Genomic DNA, 16,073 nt, shown 5'->3' on the forward strand with positions numbered 1-16,073 from the left:
TTTACTCCAAGAGTTTCTTACTCAACTGAGCTGTATCGAGAAACTCCTGCAGATCAATACTGGGGTTCCCGAATAAAAAGATTTTACTGCTGCCCTTGGCCTTGAGTCCGATCACCTCGGTGACGTGAGCCCTGGCCTGAGAACTCCCTGAACTGGTGAGCTGCAAGCGTCCGATAGGAGCCGTCTCTCCCTTGTACTTGCTCTGCTGAAAAGTCTCGATAATAGCGGTTCTCGCTTCCCCTTCCAGGGTCAGGTTCGCGTTCTGAACCAGCTTTATGGTTAAATCCTCACAAGTCGTATAGACCCGCGCATTAGCGCGCTCTTCCATATCGACCGTTAGGAATTGGGTATCTAAATTGAGGTCGCTCTGAGAAGTGTTTTCTAGCTTTACACGGACCGACTGGGCTTTGCCCGAAATATTCAGCGCCGCATTATTCGATGCCGTAAGAGACAGACTTCCAGTGGCTAAAACATTATCCGTTGTGATGCTACCCCCTTGGATCGCGATTGATTTCAAACTCTCGTAATTGATCGTGATATCCAATTCCTTTCGGGAAGTGATCTTGTAGAAAGAACGAATTTCCAGAACCGAATCCACCACCTTGAAGGTGATCACATCGACCAAATTGTCATCGGCCACCAATTGGTAACTGGGGCTATTTGCGGCGACCAGGACAACATCCAAATCGTCTTTGAGCAAAATACTGTTGAAAGCGGGAAGGCGTTCCGTTACCCGCGTCACCTTCCGATTTCCTTTGATTTTAGGCTTGCGTTGCTGTGCAAAGGCCACCATAGGAAGAAGGGTCAATAAGAAAACATAAGTCCATTTCATACCTTAAAGGTAAGGGAAGCGATCGATTTTTGATCAGGGCATCCAACAAAAAAGCCTGTCGGAAGACAGGCTTTTCAAGTTTATACAAACAGAGGTTCTAGTGATTAAGCTCCTCTTCGTCTGGTTGAATCGGCGTGTTTTGAGGGACGAAATCCTGCCCTTCAATAATGTACTCACCGTTCTCATACGTTTTACTGTAATCGTAAGCCCAACGGTAAACGTGAGGAATCTCTCCCTCCCAGTTTCCGTGAATGTGCTTCTGCGGAGCAGTCCATTCCAGGGTATTCGATCCCCAAGGGTTTTGAGGTCCTTTCTTCCCGTAGAAAATACTGCTGATGAAGTTGTAGACGAACACCAACTGAGCCGCTCCAGCGATCAAGGCGAATACCGTCATGACAATCTGAACATCGGTCAACTGATCGAACATTGGGAAGGCGGTATTCTCATAGTAACGACGTGGCACCCCTGCCATTCCAACAAAGTGCATGGGGAAGAAGACCCCGTAAGCACAAATGGCCGTTACCCAGAAGTGAACATACCCCAGGTTCTTGTTCATCATTTTTCCTTCGAACATCTTAGGGAACCAGTGGTAAACCCCTGCAAATAATCCGTACAAGGCCGAGATACCCATTACCAAGTGGAAGTGAGCAACGACGAAGTAAGTATCATGAACGTTGATATCCAGTGTACTGTCACCCAGAATGATACCGGTCAGACCCCCAGTAATGAAGGTAGAAACCAACCCGATACTGAAGAGCATGGCGGGGTTCAACTGCAGGTTACCCTTCCAAAGGGTGGTGATGTAGTTAAATGCTTTTACAGCAGATGGGATCGCAATCAAAAGAGTTGTAAAAGTAAATACAGACCCCAAGAATGGGTTCATCCCAGAGATAAACATGTGGTGTCCCCATACGATGGTAGATAAGAAGGCAATGGCGATAATCGAAGCCACCATGGCGCGGTAACCGAAGATCGGCTTACGCGCATTGGTTGACATCACCTCAGAGGTAATCCCCAATGCCGGAAGAAGTACGATGTATACTTCCGGGTGTCCCAGGAACCAGAACAAATGCTCGTACAATACCGGAGATCCTCCTTGGTAGTGAAGCACTTCCCCTTGAATGAAGATATCAGACAAGAAGAAAGAAGTTCCGAAGCTGCGGTCCATAAGCAACAACAGACCTGCAGAAAGAAGAACCGGGAAAGAGATTACACCGATAATCGCTGTGACAAAGAAAGCCCAGATCGTCAACGGTAGACGAGTCATAGACATCCCTTTTGTTCTCAAGTTTATAACCGTTACAATGTAGTTCAGTGATCCCAGAAGAGAAGAGGCAATGAAGATGGTCATCGAGACTAACCATAACGTCATACCCATTCCGGAACCAGGCTGCGCCATCGGCAATGCACTCAGCGGCGGATAAATTGTCCAACCAGCAGCCGCGGGTCCTGCTTCTACAAAGAGAGAAATCACCATGATCACACTGGAAAGGAAGAACAACCAGTACGACACCATGTTCAAGAAACCAGAAGCCATATCACGGGCTCCAATTTGCAATGGAATCAATAAGTTACTGAATGTACCACTCAATCCAGCGGTCAGTACAAAGAAGACCATGATGGTACCGTGGATAGTAACCAATGCCAAGTAGATATCGGCATCCATTACTCCTCCAGGAGCCCACTTTCCTAGTACGGCTTCAAAGATTGGGAATTCTCTTCCTGGCCAAGCCAACTGCATTCTAAACAACAAAGACATCGCAATACCCACAAATCCCATGATGAGACCTGTGATCAAGTACTGCTTCGCAATCATCTTGTGATCCTGCGAGAAGATGTACTTTGTGATGAATGTTTCCTTATGGTGATGCTCGTGGTCGTGAGCATGATCCTCAGCATGTGCGTTCGCCGTTGCAGACATAAGTTTTACTCTTTAGATTTATATTTCCTTTTCTAGCTAGCAATTATTGTTGAGGCTGAACTGATTCAGCGAAAGACTTCTGTGTAGATAGCCATTCCTGGTAATCCTCTTCTTCTTCAACAATTATTTTCATTTGCATGTTGTAGTGTGACTTTCCACAAATCTTATTACACAACAATACATAATCGAATTCCCAGGGGTCGCTATTCGGCTCATCATTGGCCGCGCGCTCCGCTCGGATTTCGTTTGTTCTTTTTACATGTTCGATGATCTCTGGACGCAGACGCATTTCTTCGGTGGTCACCGTTGGCGTAAAGCTGAATTCCGTAATCATCCCTGGTACACAGTTCATCTGCGCACGGAAGTGAGGCATATAAGCCGAATGCAAGACGTCCTGAGAACGCATCTTAAAAATGACCTTACGGCCTTTTGGCAAGTGCAATTCCTTGACAATCTTGTCGTCCGCGGCATTCGGGTCAGCTTCGTCCAAACCAAGGACATTGGCTCGGTTGATATCGATCAAACGTACACTGCGTCTCCTAAAACTCCGTCCTCACCCGCATATCGAGCGGTCCAGTTGAACTGTTGAGCATAAAGCTCGATAACAATATCGTCTTCCCCTTCCTCGATACTTGTGATCTCGGTCCAGGTGTACAATCCATAAAGAATAAGTCCTGCTAGAACAATCACCGGGATGATGGTCCAAATCGCTTCCAGACGGTCGTTGTCTGCGTAGAAAAGGGCTTTCTTCCCTTTCTCCCCGCGGTACTTATAACCGAAGTAGTGCAACAAAGCCTGGGTGACGATCTGTACAAAGAAGATGATGGCCATAGAGATCCACATCAACTGATCGTATTCTACCCCGTGCTCCGAAGAAGAAGCCGGTAGGACGAACTTCCCGTACTTGGCAAAACTGAAAATGGTAATCCCGTAGATAAAAACCAAAAAGGCAAATAGCAGGTAACCGTTGTTCTTGTTATCCGTATCGTTCGCAATCTGCGCAGTAGACGTATCGGTGGTCATTTGGGAAAACTCAAAGATTTTTCCCATTTGCCAAATGGCGATGGCTACTAAGAGTAATACGGCTAAAATTAAGGCTGTTGTCATCTTCTCGCTGTCTTCTTCTTGACTTAATTAATAATGAAACTGGCGGCTTTCCTCCAGTAATGGGTTTCTTTTCGGAGTAAGGGATTCCTTGGTCAAGGCAGTGAACACCACATAGATGAACAAGCCGGCGAAGAACATGATTCCACCGATCTCCGGAATTCCTAAGTGCCAGTGCTCCCCTACGGTTGCCGGCATAATCATATTAAACACATCCAGGTAGTGACCAAAAAGGATCACGATACCCGTGGCAATAACGAACCAGTTGATACGCTTGAAATGGCTGTGCATGAGAACCAACAATGGGAAAACAAAGTTAAGCACCAGCATTCCAAAGAAAGGCAGCTTGTAGTACTCAAATCGCATTTCAAAGTAGGTCACCTCTTCCGGAATATTGGCGTACCAGATCAACATAAACTGGCTAAACCACAAGTAGGTCCAGAAGATGCTGATACCAAACATAAACTTGGCCAAATCGTGGATGTGGCTGTCGTTCACCTCTTCTAAGTACCCTTTAGATTTCAAGTAGATGGTAATGATCGCGATCGTCGTGATTCCCGATACAAACATGCTGGCAAATACATACCAACCAAAAAGAGTACTGAACCAGTGTGGATCTAGACTCATAATCCAATCCCAAGACATCATGGACTCACTGACCAAGTAGAAGACCAAGAAAGCAGCCGAAAGACGGAAGTTCTTGACAAAAGGCTTGTTGTCTGAGGCCTCGTCCTGCGCCAAGGAAAGTTTACGTGAATACTGTCGGTAGAACACCCAGCCTCCTAAGAATAGGATCGCACGGATGATAAAGAAAGTCGGGTTCAAGTAACCTGCTTTCCCTTGAATCAGGGCATCGTGTTCTACAACCGCTGGGTCAGCCCACACAAAAATGTGGTTAACCTGCAAGGCAGACAAAAGCAAGAATACAAATACAATAATACCTCCAGGGGCTAAATAAGCGGTGATCCCCTCCATCACTCGGAACAGGATAGGCGACCAACCTGCCTGAGCGGCGCGTTGGATAGCGTAAAACGCCAAAACCCCGAGAGAAATCATAAAGAAGAAAAAGGCACCTGCATAGAAGGCCGACCAAGGACGGTTCTTCATACTATTCAAAAGGTGCTCTCCATGGTGATCCGCGTGACCGCCACCGTGACCGGCATCTCCGTGAGCAGCCGCTGCACTGTGGTCGTCTCCGTGAGACTCCGCTGCATGCGACTCCTCTGCGTGATCTCCAGCAGTCGCTTCCGCGTGGGTATCTTCCGCGTGATCGTTTTGTTCTTGTGCAATCAGGTGCCCACTGCTGTGATCCCCGCCATGGCCGTCACCATGCGCACTTTCCAGTGCGGCTTTTGCCTCCTCTACTGTCGAAGGAGCCGTAAAAAACCCAACACCAAGGCCGATGAGTCCGAGGACCATCAGTACCAGAGCAGAGATTTTTAAACGATTTGAAAAGGTGTACATAGAATCACTTATTTAGTTAGGTCCTGCTTTAATTTCATCACGTATTCAGCCACTTGCCACAACTCCTCTTCGTTGCTCATTTGAGAGGCGTAAGAGCCCATGGAGTTCAATCCATAGTACATGGTGTGGTAAGTGCTACCTACGGTAATATTTCGTCCGGCATCCGCATAAGTCGGAACCCCTAGAATCTTCTCTTGCTTTACCAACCAGCCTTGTCCATCACCTTTGGTTCCGTGGCAAATCGCACAGTAAACATCATAAAGGGCTTTTCCTTCGGCCAGGTTTTCTTCTTGCATCAAGCTATCCAGAGGACTCGCTTGAGCGCGGGCCAACTCCTTGCCTTCAACCGTATTGTCGAACTCATAAGGCATCCAACCGCGAGAGATTGTTCCGTCGACGGGAAGAAGAGCCTCTGTTCCTTGAGGAAAGAACTCCACCTTCTGGTAAGTTTCGTAACCTACTGGCTCATACATGTTCGGCATGTACTGGTAGTTTGGCTTGTTTTTGTCAAAACAGCTGCTCAAGCTAATGAGCATTGCCAAGGCACCTAAAATTATTCCTGCTTTCTTCATTGTCTTAGGCCGTTTTTGGAACTTGTACTTCAACAGCACCGGTGTCCAACAATAATTCTTTTAGTTTTTCTTCATCACTACCCGCGTGTACCTCGACCAAGAAGTGGTCATCTGTAGTACGCTTGTCCGGATTCTCCGCTTCCTTAAAAGGCCACATTCTACTTCTGAGGTAGAACGTGATTACCATAAGGTGAGCAGCAAAAAATACCGTTAGCTCGAACATAATCGGTACAAAGGCTGGCATGTTCTGCAGGTAGGAGAAGCTAGGCTTACCCCCAATATCTTGCGGCCAATCCTGGATCATGATGTAATTCATCATAACAACCGCAGTGATCAGACCTACACAACCGTACATAAAGGCTGCGATGGAAATACGGGTTTCGGCCAATCCCATTGCTTTGTCCAGTCCGTGAACAGGGAATGGGGTATAAACCTCCTCGATATGAACCTTCTCTTCACGCAGTTTTTTCACTGCCTTCATGAGAATGTCGTCGTCGTTGTAAAGTGCACGAAAGAGTTTTGCCTCCATACTTATTTATCTAGGTTTAAGAAAGAGCTCGCTTGACCAGCCCAATCGTCACGCTGTGCACGCCCAGGGAAAGACCCGGTAATCGTATCCAACAAATTGTATTCTGAGTCTCCCATTTTACTCAACTGAGCAAAAGAGAAAATTCCAATCTTATTCAAGGCCTTTTCCATCATGGGGCCAATACCGTTGACCTTCTTCAGGTCGTCCGGAGTCTGGGTCGAAGGGTCAAAAGATCCCAGTTTACCCAAGAGCTGCATTACGGGGGCTCCAGCACCTCCATAATCCAATCCTTCCTCGGCGGAGGCATGCGCTCCTTCCACCTCGTACTCGGTAATGATACCGCGTGGAGGCATGGTGTAAAGTGGCTTACCGGCATCCCGAAGGGCTTTATAGCCTTCACCAGAAGTCTTCATAATGGACTTCACTTCCGCTTGGGCGATCACCGGGAAGGTTCTCGAATAAAGAAGGAAAAGAACAAAGAAGAAACCGATTGTTCCAATAAAGATTCCGATATCAACAAAGGTTGGAGAGAACATCGTCCACGAAGAAGGCAGGTAATCACGGTGCAAAGAAGTCACGATAATTACGAAACGCTCAAACCACATTCCAATGTTTACTACAATCGAGATTCCAAAAGAGAACATGATACTGGTACGAAGTCTCTTGGACCACATAAACTGTGGTGAGAATACGTTACAGGACATCATTGCCCAGTACGCCCAGGCGTAAGGACCTGTTGCTCTGTTCAAGAAGGCGTATTGCTCGTACTCCACTCCTGAATACCAAGCCACAAAAAGCTCAGTGATGTAAGCACAACCTACAATCGAACCGGTAATCATGATTACGATGTTCATCAATTCGATGTGTTGTACGGTAATATAAGCCTCCAGATTACACACCTTACGCATGATAATCAAAAGGGTGTTCACCATCGCAAATCCAGAGAAAATCGCCCCTGCAACGAAGTAAGGAGGGAAGATCGTGGTGTGCCATCCTGGAATAACCGAGGTGGCGAAGTCAAAGGATACAATGGTGTGTACAGAAAGTACAAGTGGTGTTGCCAAACCGGCAAGTACCAAGGATACTTCTTCAAAACGTTGCCAATCTTTGGCACGGCCAGTCCATCCGAAACTCAATAGACCGTAGATTTTTTTCTGGAAAGGCTTCACGGCGCGGTCGCGAATCATCGCGAAGTCAGGAAGAAGACCCGTCCACCAGAAAACCAAGGATACCGAAAGGTAAGTCGAGATCGCGAATACGTCCCAAAGCAGTGGGGAGTTGAAGTTCACCCACAAAGAACCAAATTGGTTAGGAATCGGAAGTACCCAGTAGGCCAACCAAGGACGACCCATGTGAATGATCGGAAACAATCCCGCCTGAACAACCGAGAAGATGGTCATCGCCTCTGCAGAACGGTTGATCGCCATTCTCCATTTCTGACGGAAAAGCAAGAGTACCGCCGAAATCAAGGTCCCTGCGTGACCAATACCTACCCACCAGACAAAGTTGGTAATATCCCAGGCCCAGTTGACGGTTCTGTTCAATCCCCAAACCCCAATTCCGGTTCCTACTGTGTACACAATACACCCCAGTCCCCAAAGGAAGGCAATTAGCGCAATGCTAAATACAATCCACCATTGGCGGTTGGCTTTTCCCTCTACGGGACGGGCAATGTCTACAGATACATCGTGGTACGATTTTTCTCCTAGTACCAGCGGTTTGCGTATCGGTGCTTCGTAATGCGACGCCATATTCTAACTTCTAATTTCTTTATTGATTAGGCTTCCTCTGTGTTTCGGACTTTGACTTGGTAGAACACGTTTGGTTGTGTTCCCACATGCTCCAACAAGTGGTACATTCTGTCGTCTTTCTTCAGTTTAGAAACCTCGCTATGCTCATCATTGATGTCTCCAAAGACAATGGCTCCGGTGCCACAAGCCGCTGAACAAGCGGTTTGGAACTCCTCGTCCTTCACTTCTCTTCCATCACGCTTGGCATCCAGAATAGACTTCTGAGTCATTTGGATACACCAAGAACATTTTTCCATTACACCACGAGAACGAACGTTTACGTCTGGGTTCAAGACCATCTTACCGAGGTCGTTGTTCATGTGGTAATCGAACTCATCGTTGTTGTTGTACAAGAACCAGTTGAAACGGCGAACCTTGTACGGACAGTTGTTTGCACAGTAACGGGTACCCACACAACGGTTGTAAGCCATGTGGTTGTGACCCTGGCGGCTGTGCGCTGTAGCAGCAACTGGACATACCGTCTCACAAGGAGCGTGGTTACAGTGCTGACACATTACTGGCTGGAAGGCTACCTGAGGATTTGCTGATGGATCTTCCATCTTTCCAAAGCCTTTCAAGCTTCCATCTTCTCCTAGCAGACCACTGATTTCGTCTTTGTACTCGTCATCTCCAGCGAAGGTATCAGCAGAAGAGTAGTAGCGGTCGATACGCAACCAGTGCATATCACGCGACTTGCGAATCTCTTGCTTTCCAACAACAGGAACGTTGTTCTCGGAGTGACAAGCGATCACACAGGCACCACATCCGGTACAAGCGTTCAAGTCAATCGACATATTGAAGTGGTGACCGATCGAACGATCGAAGGACTCCCACAAGTCAACACTTGTAGCAGCCACTTCCTGGTGATCCAAAGAAACCTGTGGAATCGGATTCCAAACAGCGGCATCTTCGGTATTGAATTCGTCTAGTGTTGTTTCTTTAATGATGTCTCCACGACCCATCAAGGTTTTGTGCAGCTGAATACAAGCAAACTCGTGCATTCCGCTTTCCTTGGTCAATGAGACCTCTTGTACGTTATCAAAAGCCGTATACAAGGGGAAGGCGTTGACACCGGTCTGCATTTCGGCTTGGATACCCGACTTGCGTCCGTAACCCAAAGCCAAACCTACCGTTCCAGGCGCTTGACCCGGTTGGATCATCACCGGTACGTTAGGAACAGTAACTCCACCAACCTTTACAGTGACGTAGCTTCCGTTCAAACCTCCATTCGCTACATTTTCGTTGACCAACTCCATGCGCTCCGCATCGGCTTTGGACACCGTAATGTAGTTGTCCCAAGAAGCACGGCTAATCGGGTCTGGGAATTCTTGCAACCAAGGGTTGTTGGCTTGCTGCCCGTCTCCCATACCAGATTTAGAGTACAGAACCAGCTCCATTTCTGGGCTAGCCGAGTTCATCAACGAACGCAGCGATACCGTTAAGGCAGATACGCCTGGTGTGGTCTCTTCTCCAACAGAGGCAATGGCGGCAGCAACTTCGGACACAAGCCCTTCCGCATTCGCTCCAGCATGGAAAACACCATCCTGAAGGGCCTGGTTCCAAGAACCTCCCTGAAGAACTGTTTCACCCCAGTTGGCTTTGATGTAATCGTAGTAATTCTGATCGTTACCCATCCAGCTCAACAGACAATCCTGCAGTTGGCGGGTAGAAAATAATTTACGAATAACCGGCTGCACAAGGCTGAAGTGGCCTTTTTTCAACTCCACATCTCCCCAAGATTCGAGGTAGTGCGAGCGAGCAGCAGTATAGGTAGTAGACTCCGCCGTCTCGTCTCTCAAGAAAGAGAAAGAAACTGACAGATCCACTTGAGACACTAAATCTTTAAACTCTTGACCGTTAGGCAAGCTGTACACCGGGTTGATCCCATCAGTGATCAGCATTCCCACTTGTCCGGTCTTCATATCCGCCATCAAACGATTCAAATCATTGACGTTTCCTTCGCGGATGTAGCGCGGCGCTTTTGCATCGAATGCCTCACTTTGGATCAATTCGTTGATCGCCAAAGTAACTAGCTGAGCATCCTCATCCTGAATTCCACAAACCACAACAGCTTTGGAACCTTTCTGACGAATCTCTTCCGTGATAGCATCGACATAGGCATCGATGGCAGAATCTTCCCCTCCACCGACAGTACTACCATTCAATTTGTAGTACAACTTGGCAAGGGCAATCTTGATCTTGGCGTTCTGTAGCGGAATACGCGTATCAGCGTTCGCACCACTCAAGCTCATATTCGACTCGACCTGAATGTGGCGAGACATTTTTCCGTTTTTTGGGATACGTCCTTTGGCATAACCACCGTCGTAGCCTCCTCCTTGCCAATCTCCTAAGAAATCTGCGGCAAAAGAGACAATCAATTCGGCTTTTTCGAAATCGTAATCCGCAAGAGCGCGCTCTCGGTATTTTTTATCGAAGGCAGAAAGTGCTGCATCTTCTGAAATCGCATCGTATACCACGTGCTTCACAAAAGGATAAGCTGCTGCAAAATCAGCTACCAAACGCTTCATACTTGGACTAGCGTATGACTGAGTCAAGATGACCGCTTGCTTGGAACCTCCTTGCATGGCGTCCAACTTCGCTTTTACCGCTGCATCCAAAGCACTCCAATCGACTTGCTCTCCGGCCTGATTAATAGGACCTTGAATTCGGTTCTTGTCGTAAAGAGAAAGAACAGAAGCATTCACACGAGCATTACCGTGGCTTAATACAGAAGCACGGTCGTTTGGCTTGATGAAGATCGGACGACCTTCACGAGTCTTGACCAATACACTGGCAAAATCGAAACCATCTGCGATGGTGGTCGCGTAGAAGTTGGCTACCCCAGGAACGATACGGTCTGGCTGAACAACATAAGGGATCGACTCTTTAACAGGACCTTTACAAGCCGCAAGAGAAGCCGCTGCGGTACTAAAACCAACATACTTCAAAAAGTCACGACGACTGGTACTCGATTCAGCTAAGGTTTCTTCCTGCTGTAAAAAATCAGAGGTAGGAATTTCTTCTGGAAACTCATTCTGACGAATTTGATCTACAAGAGGATTCCCTTCTTGTAGTTCTATTTCGCTTTTCCAATATTTCTTATTTGACGCCATATGGTGCTCCTAAAAACCTGATTAATAATGACATTTTCCACATTCAAGACCTCCCATTTGTGCGGCGGTCAACTCTTCCACTTCATACTTCTTGGAGAGTTCAGCGTGGATCTTCTCGTAGTACGCGTTATCAGCCACCTTGATATTGGTCTCGCGGTGACAGTTGATACACCAGCCCATAGTGAGCGGTGAATACTGGTACATGATTTCCATCTCCTCAACCGGACCGTGGCAGGTCTGGCACTCGATCTCACCTACAGTGACGTGCTGAGAGTGGTTGAAGTAAGCAAAGTCAGGCAGGTTATGGATACGCACCCACTTCACTGGCTTAGACTCGCCTGTGTAGCTTTGGGTACCTTCATCCCATCCTACTGCTTCGTAAAGTCTTTTGATTTCCTTGGTGTAGAATTCGTTGGTGTAGCCATTTGCCAAATCTTCTGCAGAAGGCCCTTCCGGAGTTCCCTTGTACTCGTAGATCGATTTGTGACAGTTCATACAAACATTCAAAGAAGGAATACCGGAATGCTTGGACACTCGGGCAGAAGAGTGACAGTACGTACACTCAATTTTATTGACACCGGCGTGAATACGGTGTGAATAGTGGATTGGTTGTACTGGGGCATAGCCTTGGTCCACTCCAATTTGAGACATGTATGCGTAAGCGAAATAGGCACTCGAGAGCAACAAGAACAACACACTGACGAATACCAAGAATTGATTCTGCGCAAAGGCTTTCCAGATCGGAGTTCTCTTTTCACGAACACGCTCCACATCAATCCCGTTGGCCTCAGCAATGCGGCGCAAGGTAGAATTGACTGTAAACAACATGATCACCAACACCGCCAAGACAAAGGCCAGAGCTCCGAGGATGATCTCGTTGGAGATACCCGGCTCTACTGGTTTCAATTCTGTGATAGGTCCTTTACCACCACCATCAGTAACTGGCGGAACATAAGCCGTATAGGCCAAAATATTGTTGATATCGGTATCACTCAAAAGCGGAAAGGCCGTCATAGCCACCTGATTCCACTCGTTGTACACTTGATTGGCGTAGCTGTCTCCAGAAGCAATCAGTCCAGCACTGTTGCGAATCCATTTGTACAACCATTCGCGATCTAAACCTTGCTCTTCGCTCAAACGCGTTTCCACGTTGCGAAGCATCGGCCCAGTCATGTTCCGATCAAGGGCGTGACAAGCCGCACAATTCTGATTAAACAATTGTTTTCCAGCAGTCGGATCTCCTCCTAGATCTGCCGAGGCTTCAGCCGCAGCTGGCTCTACAGCAGCCTCATCCTGTGCGAACAAGGGGGTTGCATTAAATAAAAATGTAATGATGAATAACCGGAGAATCTGCTTAAATTGGATGCGGTGCGAGACCTTTCTCATGCTCTTATAATTGCTGATCAAACTTTGGCACGATTGTTACTCTAGCAGGGTGTAGAGCCACTTAAATCGGGGCGCAAATTGGCGACAAAAATAAGGCACAAGCAGCATTTTTTGAAGTGTTAAGAGAATGGTAATACTAATTTATAATCGCTCTAAATAAGCAAAATAAAATTTGTTTAATGGCGAAAAAAATGGAACTTTAATCCCTTGTAAAACAAAAGATCATGAAACGCATTAGCCTACTTGCCTTCGCCGGAATCGGACTGTTTTTTAGTACAGAAATCCACGCTCAAGAGGGAACTCTTTACATTGAACAGGATCCCAACCTTCCGGAACTGATCGAAATCTACAAAGCGGTGCGCTCCGAAACCGACTTTTACCAAATTCAGGTGGGATTCGGAACCTACGAACAGGCCCGAAAACTGAAGAGTCAGATCGAAATCGACTATCCCAATTGGTATTCCAAGATCGAATTCCTTTCTCCAACCTACCGTGTACGACTGGGCAAGTTTTACAACTCCCTAGAGGCTCAGCGAAAGTACCGAGAGGTACGCCGAAAATATCCGAATGCCGTTCTTTTGGAACCAGAAAACAAACAATAAAATCAACTGATTTTTACAGGGTCTTTTTGACCGCAACTTCCTGGAAGGCTTCGATGACATCATCAATCCGAATGTCGTTGTAGTTCTTCACCTGCAATCCACAATCGTATCCTTTCGACACTTCCTTGACATCGTCCTTGAAGCGTTTCAGCGAGGCCAATTCTCCGGTGTAAACCACCACTCCTTCGCGAATGATACGAACACCTGAGTTTCGGAATAGCTTTCCGCTGGTCACCATACATCCTGCAATGGTACCAATTTTGGAAATCTTAAAGGTTTCGCGGATTTCGGCCGTACCCGTCACTTCCTCTTTCATCTCTGGAGACAACATGCCCTCCATCGCGTCCTTGAGGTCATTGATCGCATCGTAAATGATGCTGTAGGTACGGATATCGATTTCTTCCTTATCGGCTACTGCACGGGCATTCCCCATCGGTCGAACATTAAATCCGATGATGATCGCGTCCGAAGCACTCGCTAAAAGAACATCCGACTCGGTGATCGCTCCAACTCCCTTGTGAATGATATTCACCTGGATTTCGTCGGTAGACAGTTTTTGGAAGGAATCCGTCAAGGCCTCCACCGAACCGTCCACATCCCCTTTGAGGATAATGTTCAATTCCTGGAAGTCTCCTAAGGCGATTCGACGACCAATTTCGTCCAGGGTAATGTGACGCTGGGTACGTACACTTTGCTCGCGCTGAAGTTGTGCTCGCTTCCCTGCGATTTGTTTTGCTTCTCTTTCGTCCTCGAGCACATTGAACTTATCACCAGCCTGAGGCGCTCCATCCAATCCAAGTACAGAAATCGGTGTTGCAGGCCCAACTTGTTTTACGTTGTTCCCACGCTCATCTTGCATAGCCTTCACCTTACCACTGGTTGTACCCGCGAGCAGGTAATCTCCGATGCTTAAGGTTCCCGTCTGTACAAGAATGGTCGAAACATAACCACGACCCTTGTCGAGGAAGGCTTCTACCACTGTACCCGAAGCCAAACGATCTGGGTTGGCTTTGAGTTCGAGAAGTTCGGCTTCTAAGAGAACTTTTTCCAAGAGCTCATTGACCCCCTGTCCTGTTTTAGCCGAAATATCGTGCGACTGGATTTTACCACCCCAGTCTTCAACCAACAAGTTCATACCTGCCAGTCCTTCTTTTATCTTATCCGGATTCGCCGTTGGGCGGTCAATCTTGTTGATCGCAAAGACGATCGGTACTCCTGCCGCCTGGGCGTGACTGATCGCTTCCTTGGTTTGGGGCATGATGTCGTCATCCGCCGCAATAACAATAATGGCCAAATCCGTTACCTGAGCTCCACGTGCACGCATGGCCGTAAAGGCCTCGTGACCAGGAGTATCCAGGAAGGTGATCTTTTGTCCAGATTCCAGAGTAACTCCATAAGCACCAATGTGCTGGGTGATTCCTCCGCTCTCTCCAGCGATCACATTTTCTTTTCTGATGTAATCCAACAAAGAGGTCTTACCGTGGTCAACGTGACCCATAACGGTAACGATAGGCGCTCGGATGACCAAGTCTTCTTCTTTGTCCTCAACCTCCTCAATAGCCTCTTCCAACTCTGCAGTAACAAACTCAACCTCGTAACCAAATTCATCAGTCACGATACTCAAGGTTTCTGCATCCAGGCGCTGGTTAAGTGTCACCATAATACCAAGAGACATACAAGCCGAAATAATATCGGTTGTGCTGACCTCCATCATGGTAGCCAATTCGTTAACAGTAACAAACTCCGTAACCTTGAGGATTTTGCTCTCCAGCTGTTGCATCTGAAGATCCTTCTCGGTCTGTTGACGGTGCTGATCTCTTTTCTCACGGCGGTACTTGGCCCCGCGACCTTTATTGGATTTCCCCTGAAGTTTTTCCAGGGTTTCTCTTACTTGCTTTTGCACTTCCGCTTCGGTCGGTTCAACTTTGGCTACCGCAGGGCGCTTGCCTTTGTTGTTTCCTCTGCCACGGTTATCTGCAGGACCTCCTTTACTGACGATTCGCTTTCTTCTCTTGCGGCGATCGTTGCTGTCTCCACCTTGAGCATCTTCCTTCTTCTTCTTCGGCTTCTCAAACTTGGACAGGTCAATCTTGGCCCCGGTAATTTTAGGACCAGTCAGTTTTTGGTACTTGGTTTCAATGTTTTGTGACTTCGCCGGAGTTCCTTCTGCAGGGGCCTCAGTTTGCCTTTCGGCCTCCGCCGTTGGAGCTTCCGCTTTCTCCTCTGCCTTTGGGGCGGCAGGGGCTTCTTCTGCAGGAGCTTCTGCAGGAGCTTCTTCTTTAACTTCAGGAGCAGCAGGCTCTTGGGCTTTTACTTCAGGGGCAGGAGCCTCTGCCGGTGTTTGCTCCACCACAGGAACTTCCTCCTCTTCTTTGGCCTTGGGCTCAAGATCAATCTTCCCAATAGTCTTAGGACCGCTGAGTTCAGCCTTGGCCTTGATTACTTCCTGGCGACGCTCACGGGCGATGCGCTTTTCTTCCTGCTCTTGCTCAATCTGCTGACGGAGCTCTTCCTTCTCTTTGCGCTTTTCTTCACCGACTTCTTTAGAAGCTACCTTCTTGGTCATGTCGGTTTGGAACTCCTCCAACAATACCTGGTATACTTCGTCAGAAATCTTTGTCGTAGGACGTGCCTCTACCTCATGCCCTTTAGAGTTGAGATAGTCCACTGCCCTGTCCAGCGAAATATTTAATTCTCGAAGTACTTTATTTAATCGTATTGTTGGGTTTCCCGCCATAAATAATTCTCGCTCTGCGTAAT

General features: G+C 47.5%; 10 protein-coding genes and 1 pseudogene. 1 reads left to right on the forward strand and 10 read right to left on the reverse strand.

Annotated features, from left to right (window positions below; genetic code table 11):
- Window position 1: 1 nt before the first annotated feature.
- The 9 genes and pseudogenes from BST99_RS09000 to BST99_RS09040 form a co-directional block, all read right to left on the reverse strand.
- The gene (locus tag BST99_RS09000) at window positions 2-832 is read right to left on the reverse strand and encodes a GIN domain-containing protein (protein WP_105001507.1); all 831 of its coding nucleotides are present in this window, start codon (window positions 830-832) and stop codon (window positions 2-4) included.
- Between the two features lie 97 nt (window positions 833-929).
- Window positions 930-2,753 carry a cytochrome c oxidase subunit I gene (locus tag BST99_RS09005; RefSeq protein WP_105001508.1) on the reverse strand — a complete coding sequence of 608 codons (1,824 nt, stop codon included), beginning with the start codon at window positions 2,751-2,753 and terminating at the stop codon, window positions 930-932.
- Window positions 2,754-2,796: 43 nt separating this feature from the next.
- Window positions 2,797-3,860 (reverse strand): annotated as a pseudogene (locus BST99_RS09010) (cytochrome c oxidase subunit II).
- Window positions 3,861-3,887: 27 nt separating this feature from the next.
- Window positions 3,888-5,321 carry a quinol:cytochrome C oxidoreductase gene (locus BST99_RS09015; protein WP_105001509.1) on the reverse strand — a complete coding sequence of 478 codons (1,434 nt, stop codon included), beginning with the start codon at window positions 5,319-5,321 and terminating at the stop codon, window positions 3,888-3,890.
- Between the two features lie 8 nt (window positions 5,322-5,329).
- Window positions 5,330-5,893 carry a c-type cytochrome gene (locus BST99_RS09020; protein ID WP_181044194.1) on the reverse strand — a complete coding sequence of 188 codons (564 nt, stop codon included), beginning with the start codon at window positions 5,891-5,893 and terminating at the stop codon, window positions 5,330-5,332.
- Window positions 5,894-5,897: 4 nt separating this feature from the next.
- Window positions 5,898-6,422: a DUF3341 domain-containing protein gene (locus tag BST99_RS09025; protein WP_105001510.1), complete on the reverse strand. Its 525-nt coding sequence runs from the start codon at window positions 6,420-6,422 to the stop codon at window positions 5,898-5,900.
- Window positions 6,423-6,424: 2 nt separating this feature from the next.
- Window positions 6,425-8,173: an NrfD/PsrC family molybdoenzyme membrane anchor subunit gene (gene nrfD, locus BST99_RS09030; RefSeq protein WP_105001511.1), complete on the reverse strand. Its 1,749-nt coding sequence runs from the start codon at window positions 8,171-8,173 to the stop codon at window positions 6,425-6,427.
- Window positions 8,174-8,199: 26 nt separating this feature from the next.
- On the reverse strand, window positions 8,200-11,325 hold the full coding sequence (locus BST99_RS09035; RefSeq protein ID WP_105001512.1) for a TAT-variant-translocated molybdopterin oxidoreductase: 3,126 nt from the start codon (window positions 11,323-11,325) through the stop codon (window positions 8,200-8,202).
- Between the two features lie 21 nt (window positions 11,326-11,346).
- On the reverse strand, window positions 11,347-12,711 hold the full coding sequence (locus BST99_RS09040) for a c-type cytochrome (RefSeq protein ID WP_105001513.1): 1,365 nt from the start codon (window positions 12,709-12,711) through the stop codon (window positions 11,347-11,349).
- Window positions 12,712-12,935: 224 nt separating this feature from the next.
- Between BST99_RS09040 and BST99_RS09045 the strand changes: the two genes are divergently transcribed.
- Window positions 12,936-13,313 carry an SPOR domain-containing protein gene (locus tag BST99_RS09045; RefSeq protein WP_105001514.1) on the forward strand — a complete coding sequence of 126 codons (378 nt, stop codon included), beginning with the start codon at window positions 12,936-12,938 and terminating at the stop codon, window positions 13,311-13,313.
- A 13-nt stretch (window positions 13,314-13,326) separates the two neighbouring features.
- Here the strand turns inward: BST99_RS09045 and infB are convergent, their stop codons facing one another.
- Complete coding sequence (infB, locus tag BST99_RS09050) at window positions 13,327-16,050, reverse strand: translation initiation factor IF-2 (RefSeq protein WP_105001515.1); 2,724 nt, start codon at window positions 16,048-16,050, stop codon at window positions 13,327-13,329.
- Between the last annotated feature and the right edge of the window lie 23 nt (window positions 16,051-16,073).

This window comes from Aureicoccus marinus (assembly GCF_002954325.1).
Lineage (GTDB): Bacteria > Bacteroidota > Bacteroidia > Flavobacteriales > Flavobacteriaceae > Aureicoccus > Aureicoccus marinus.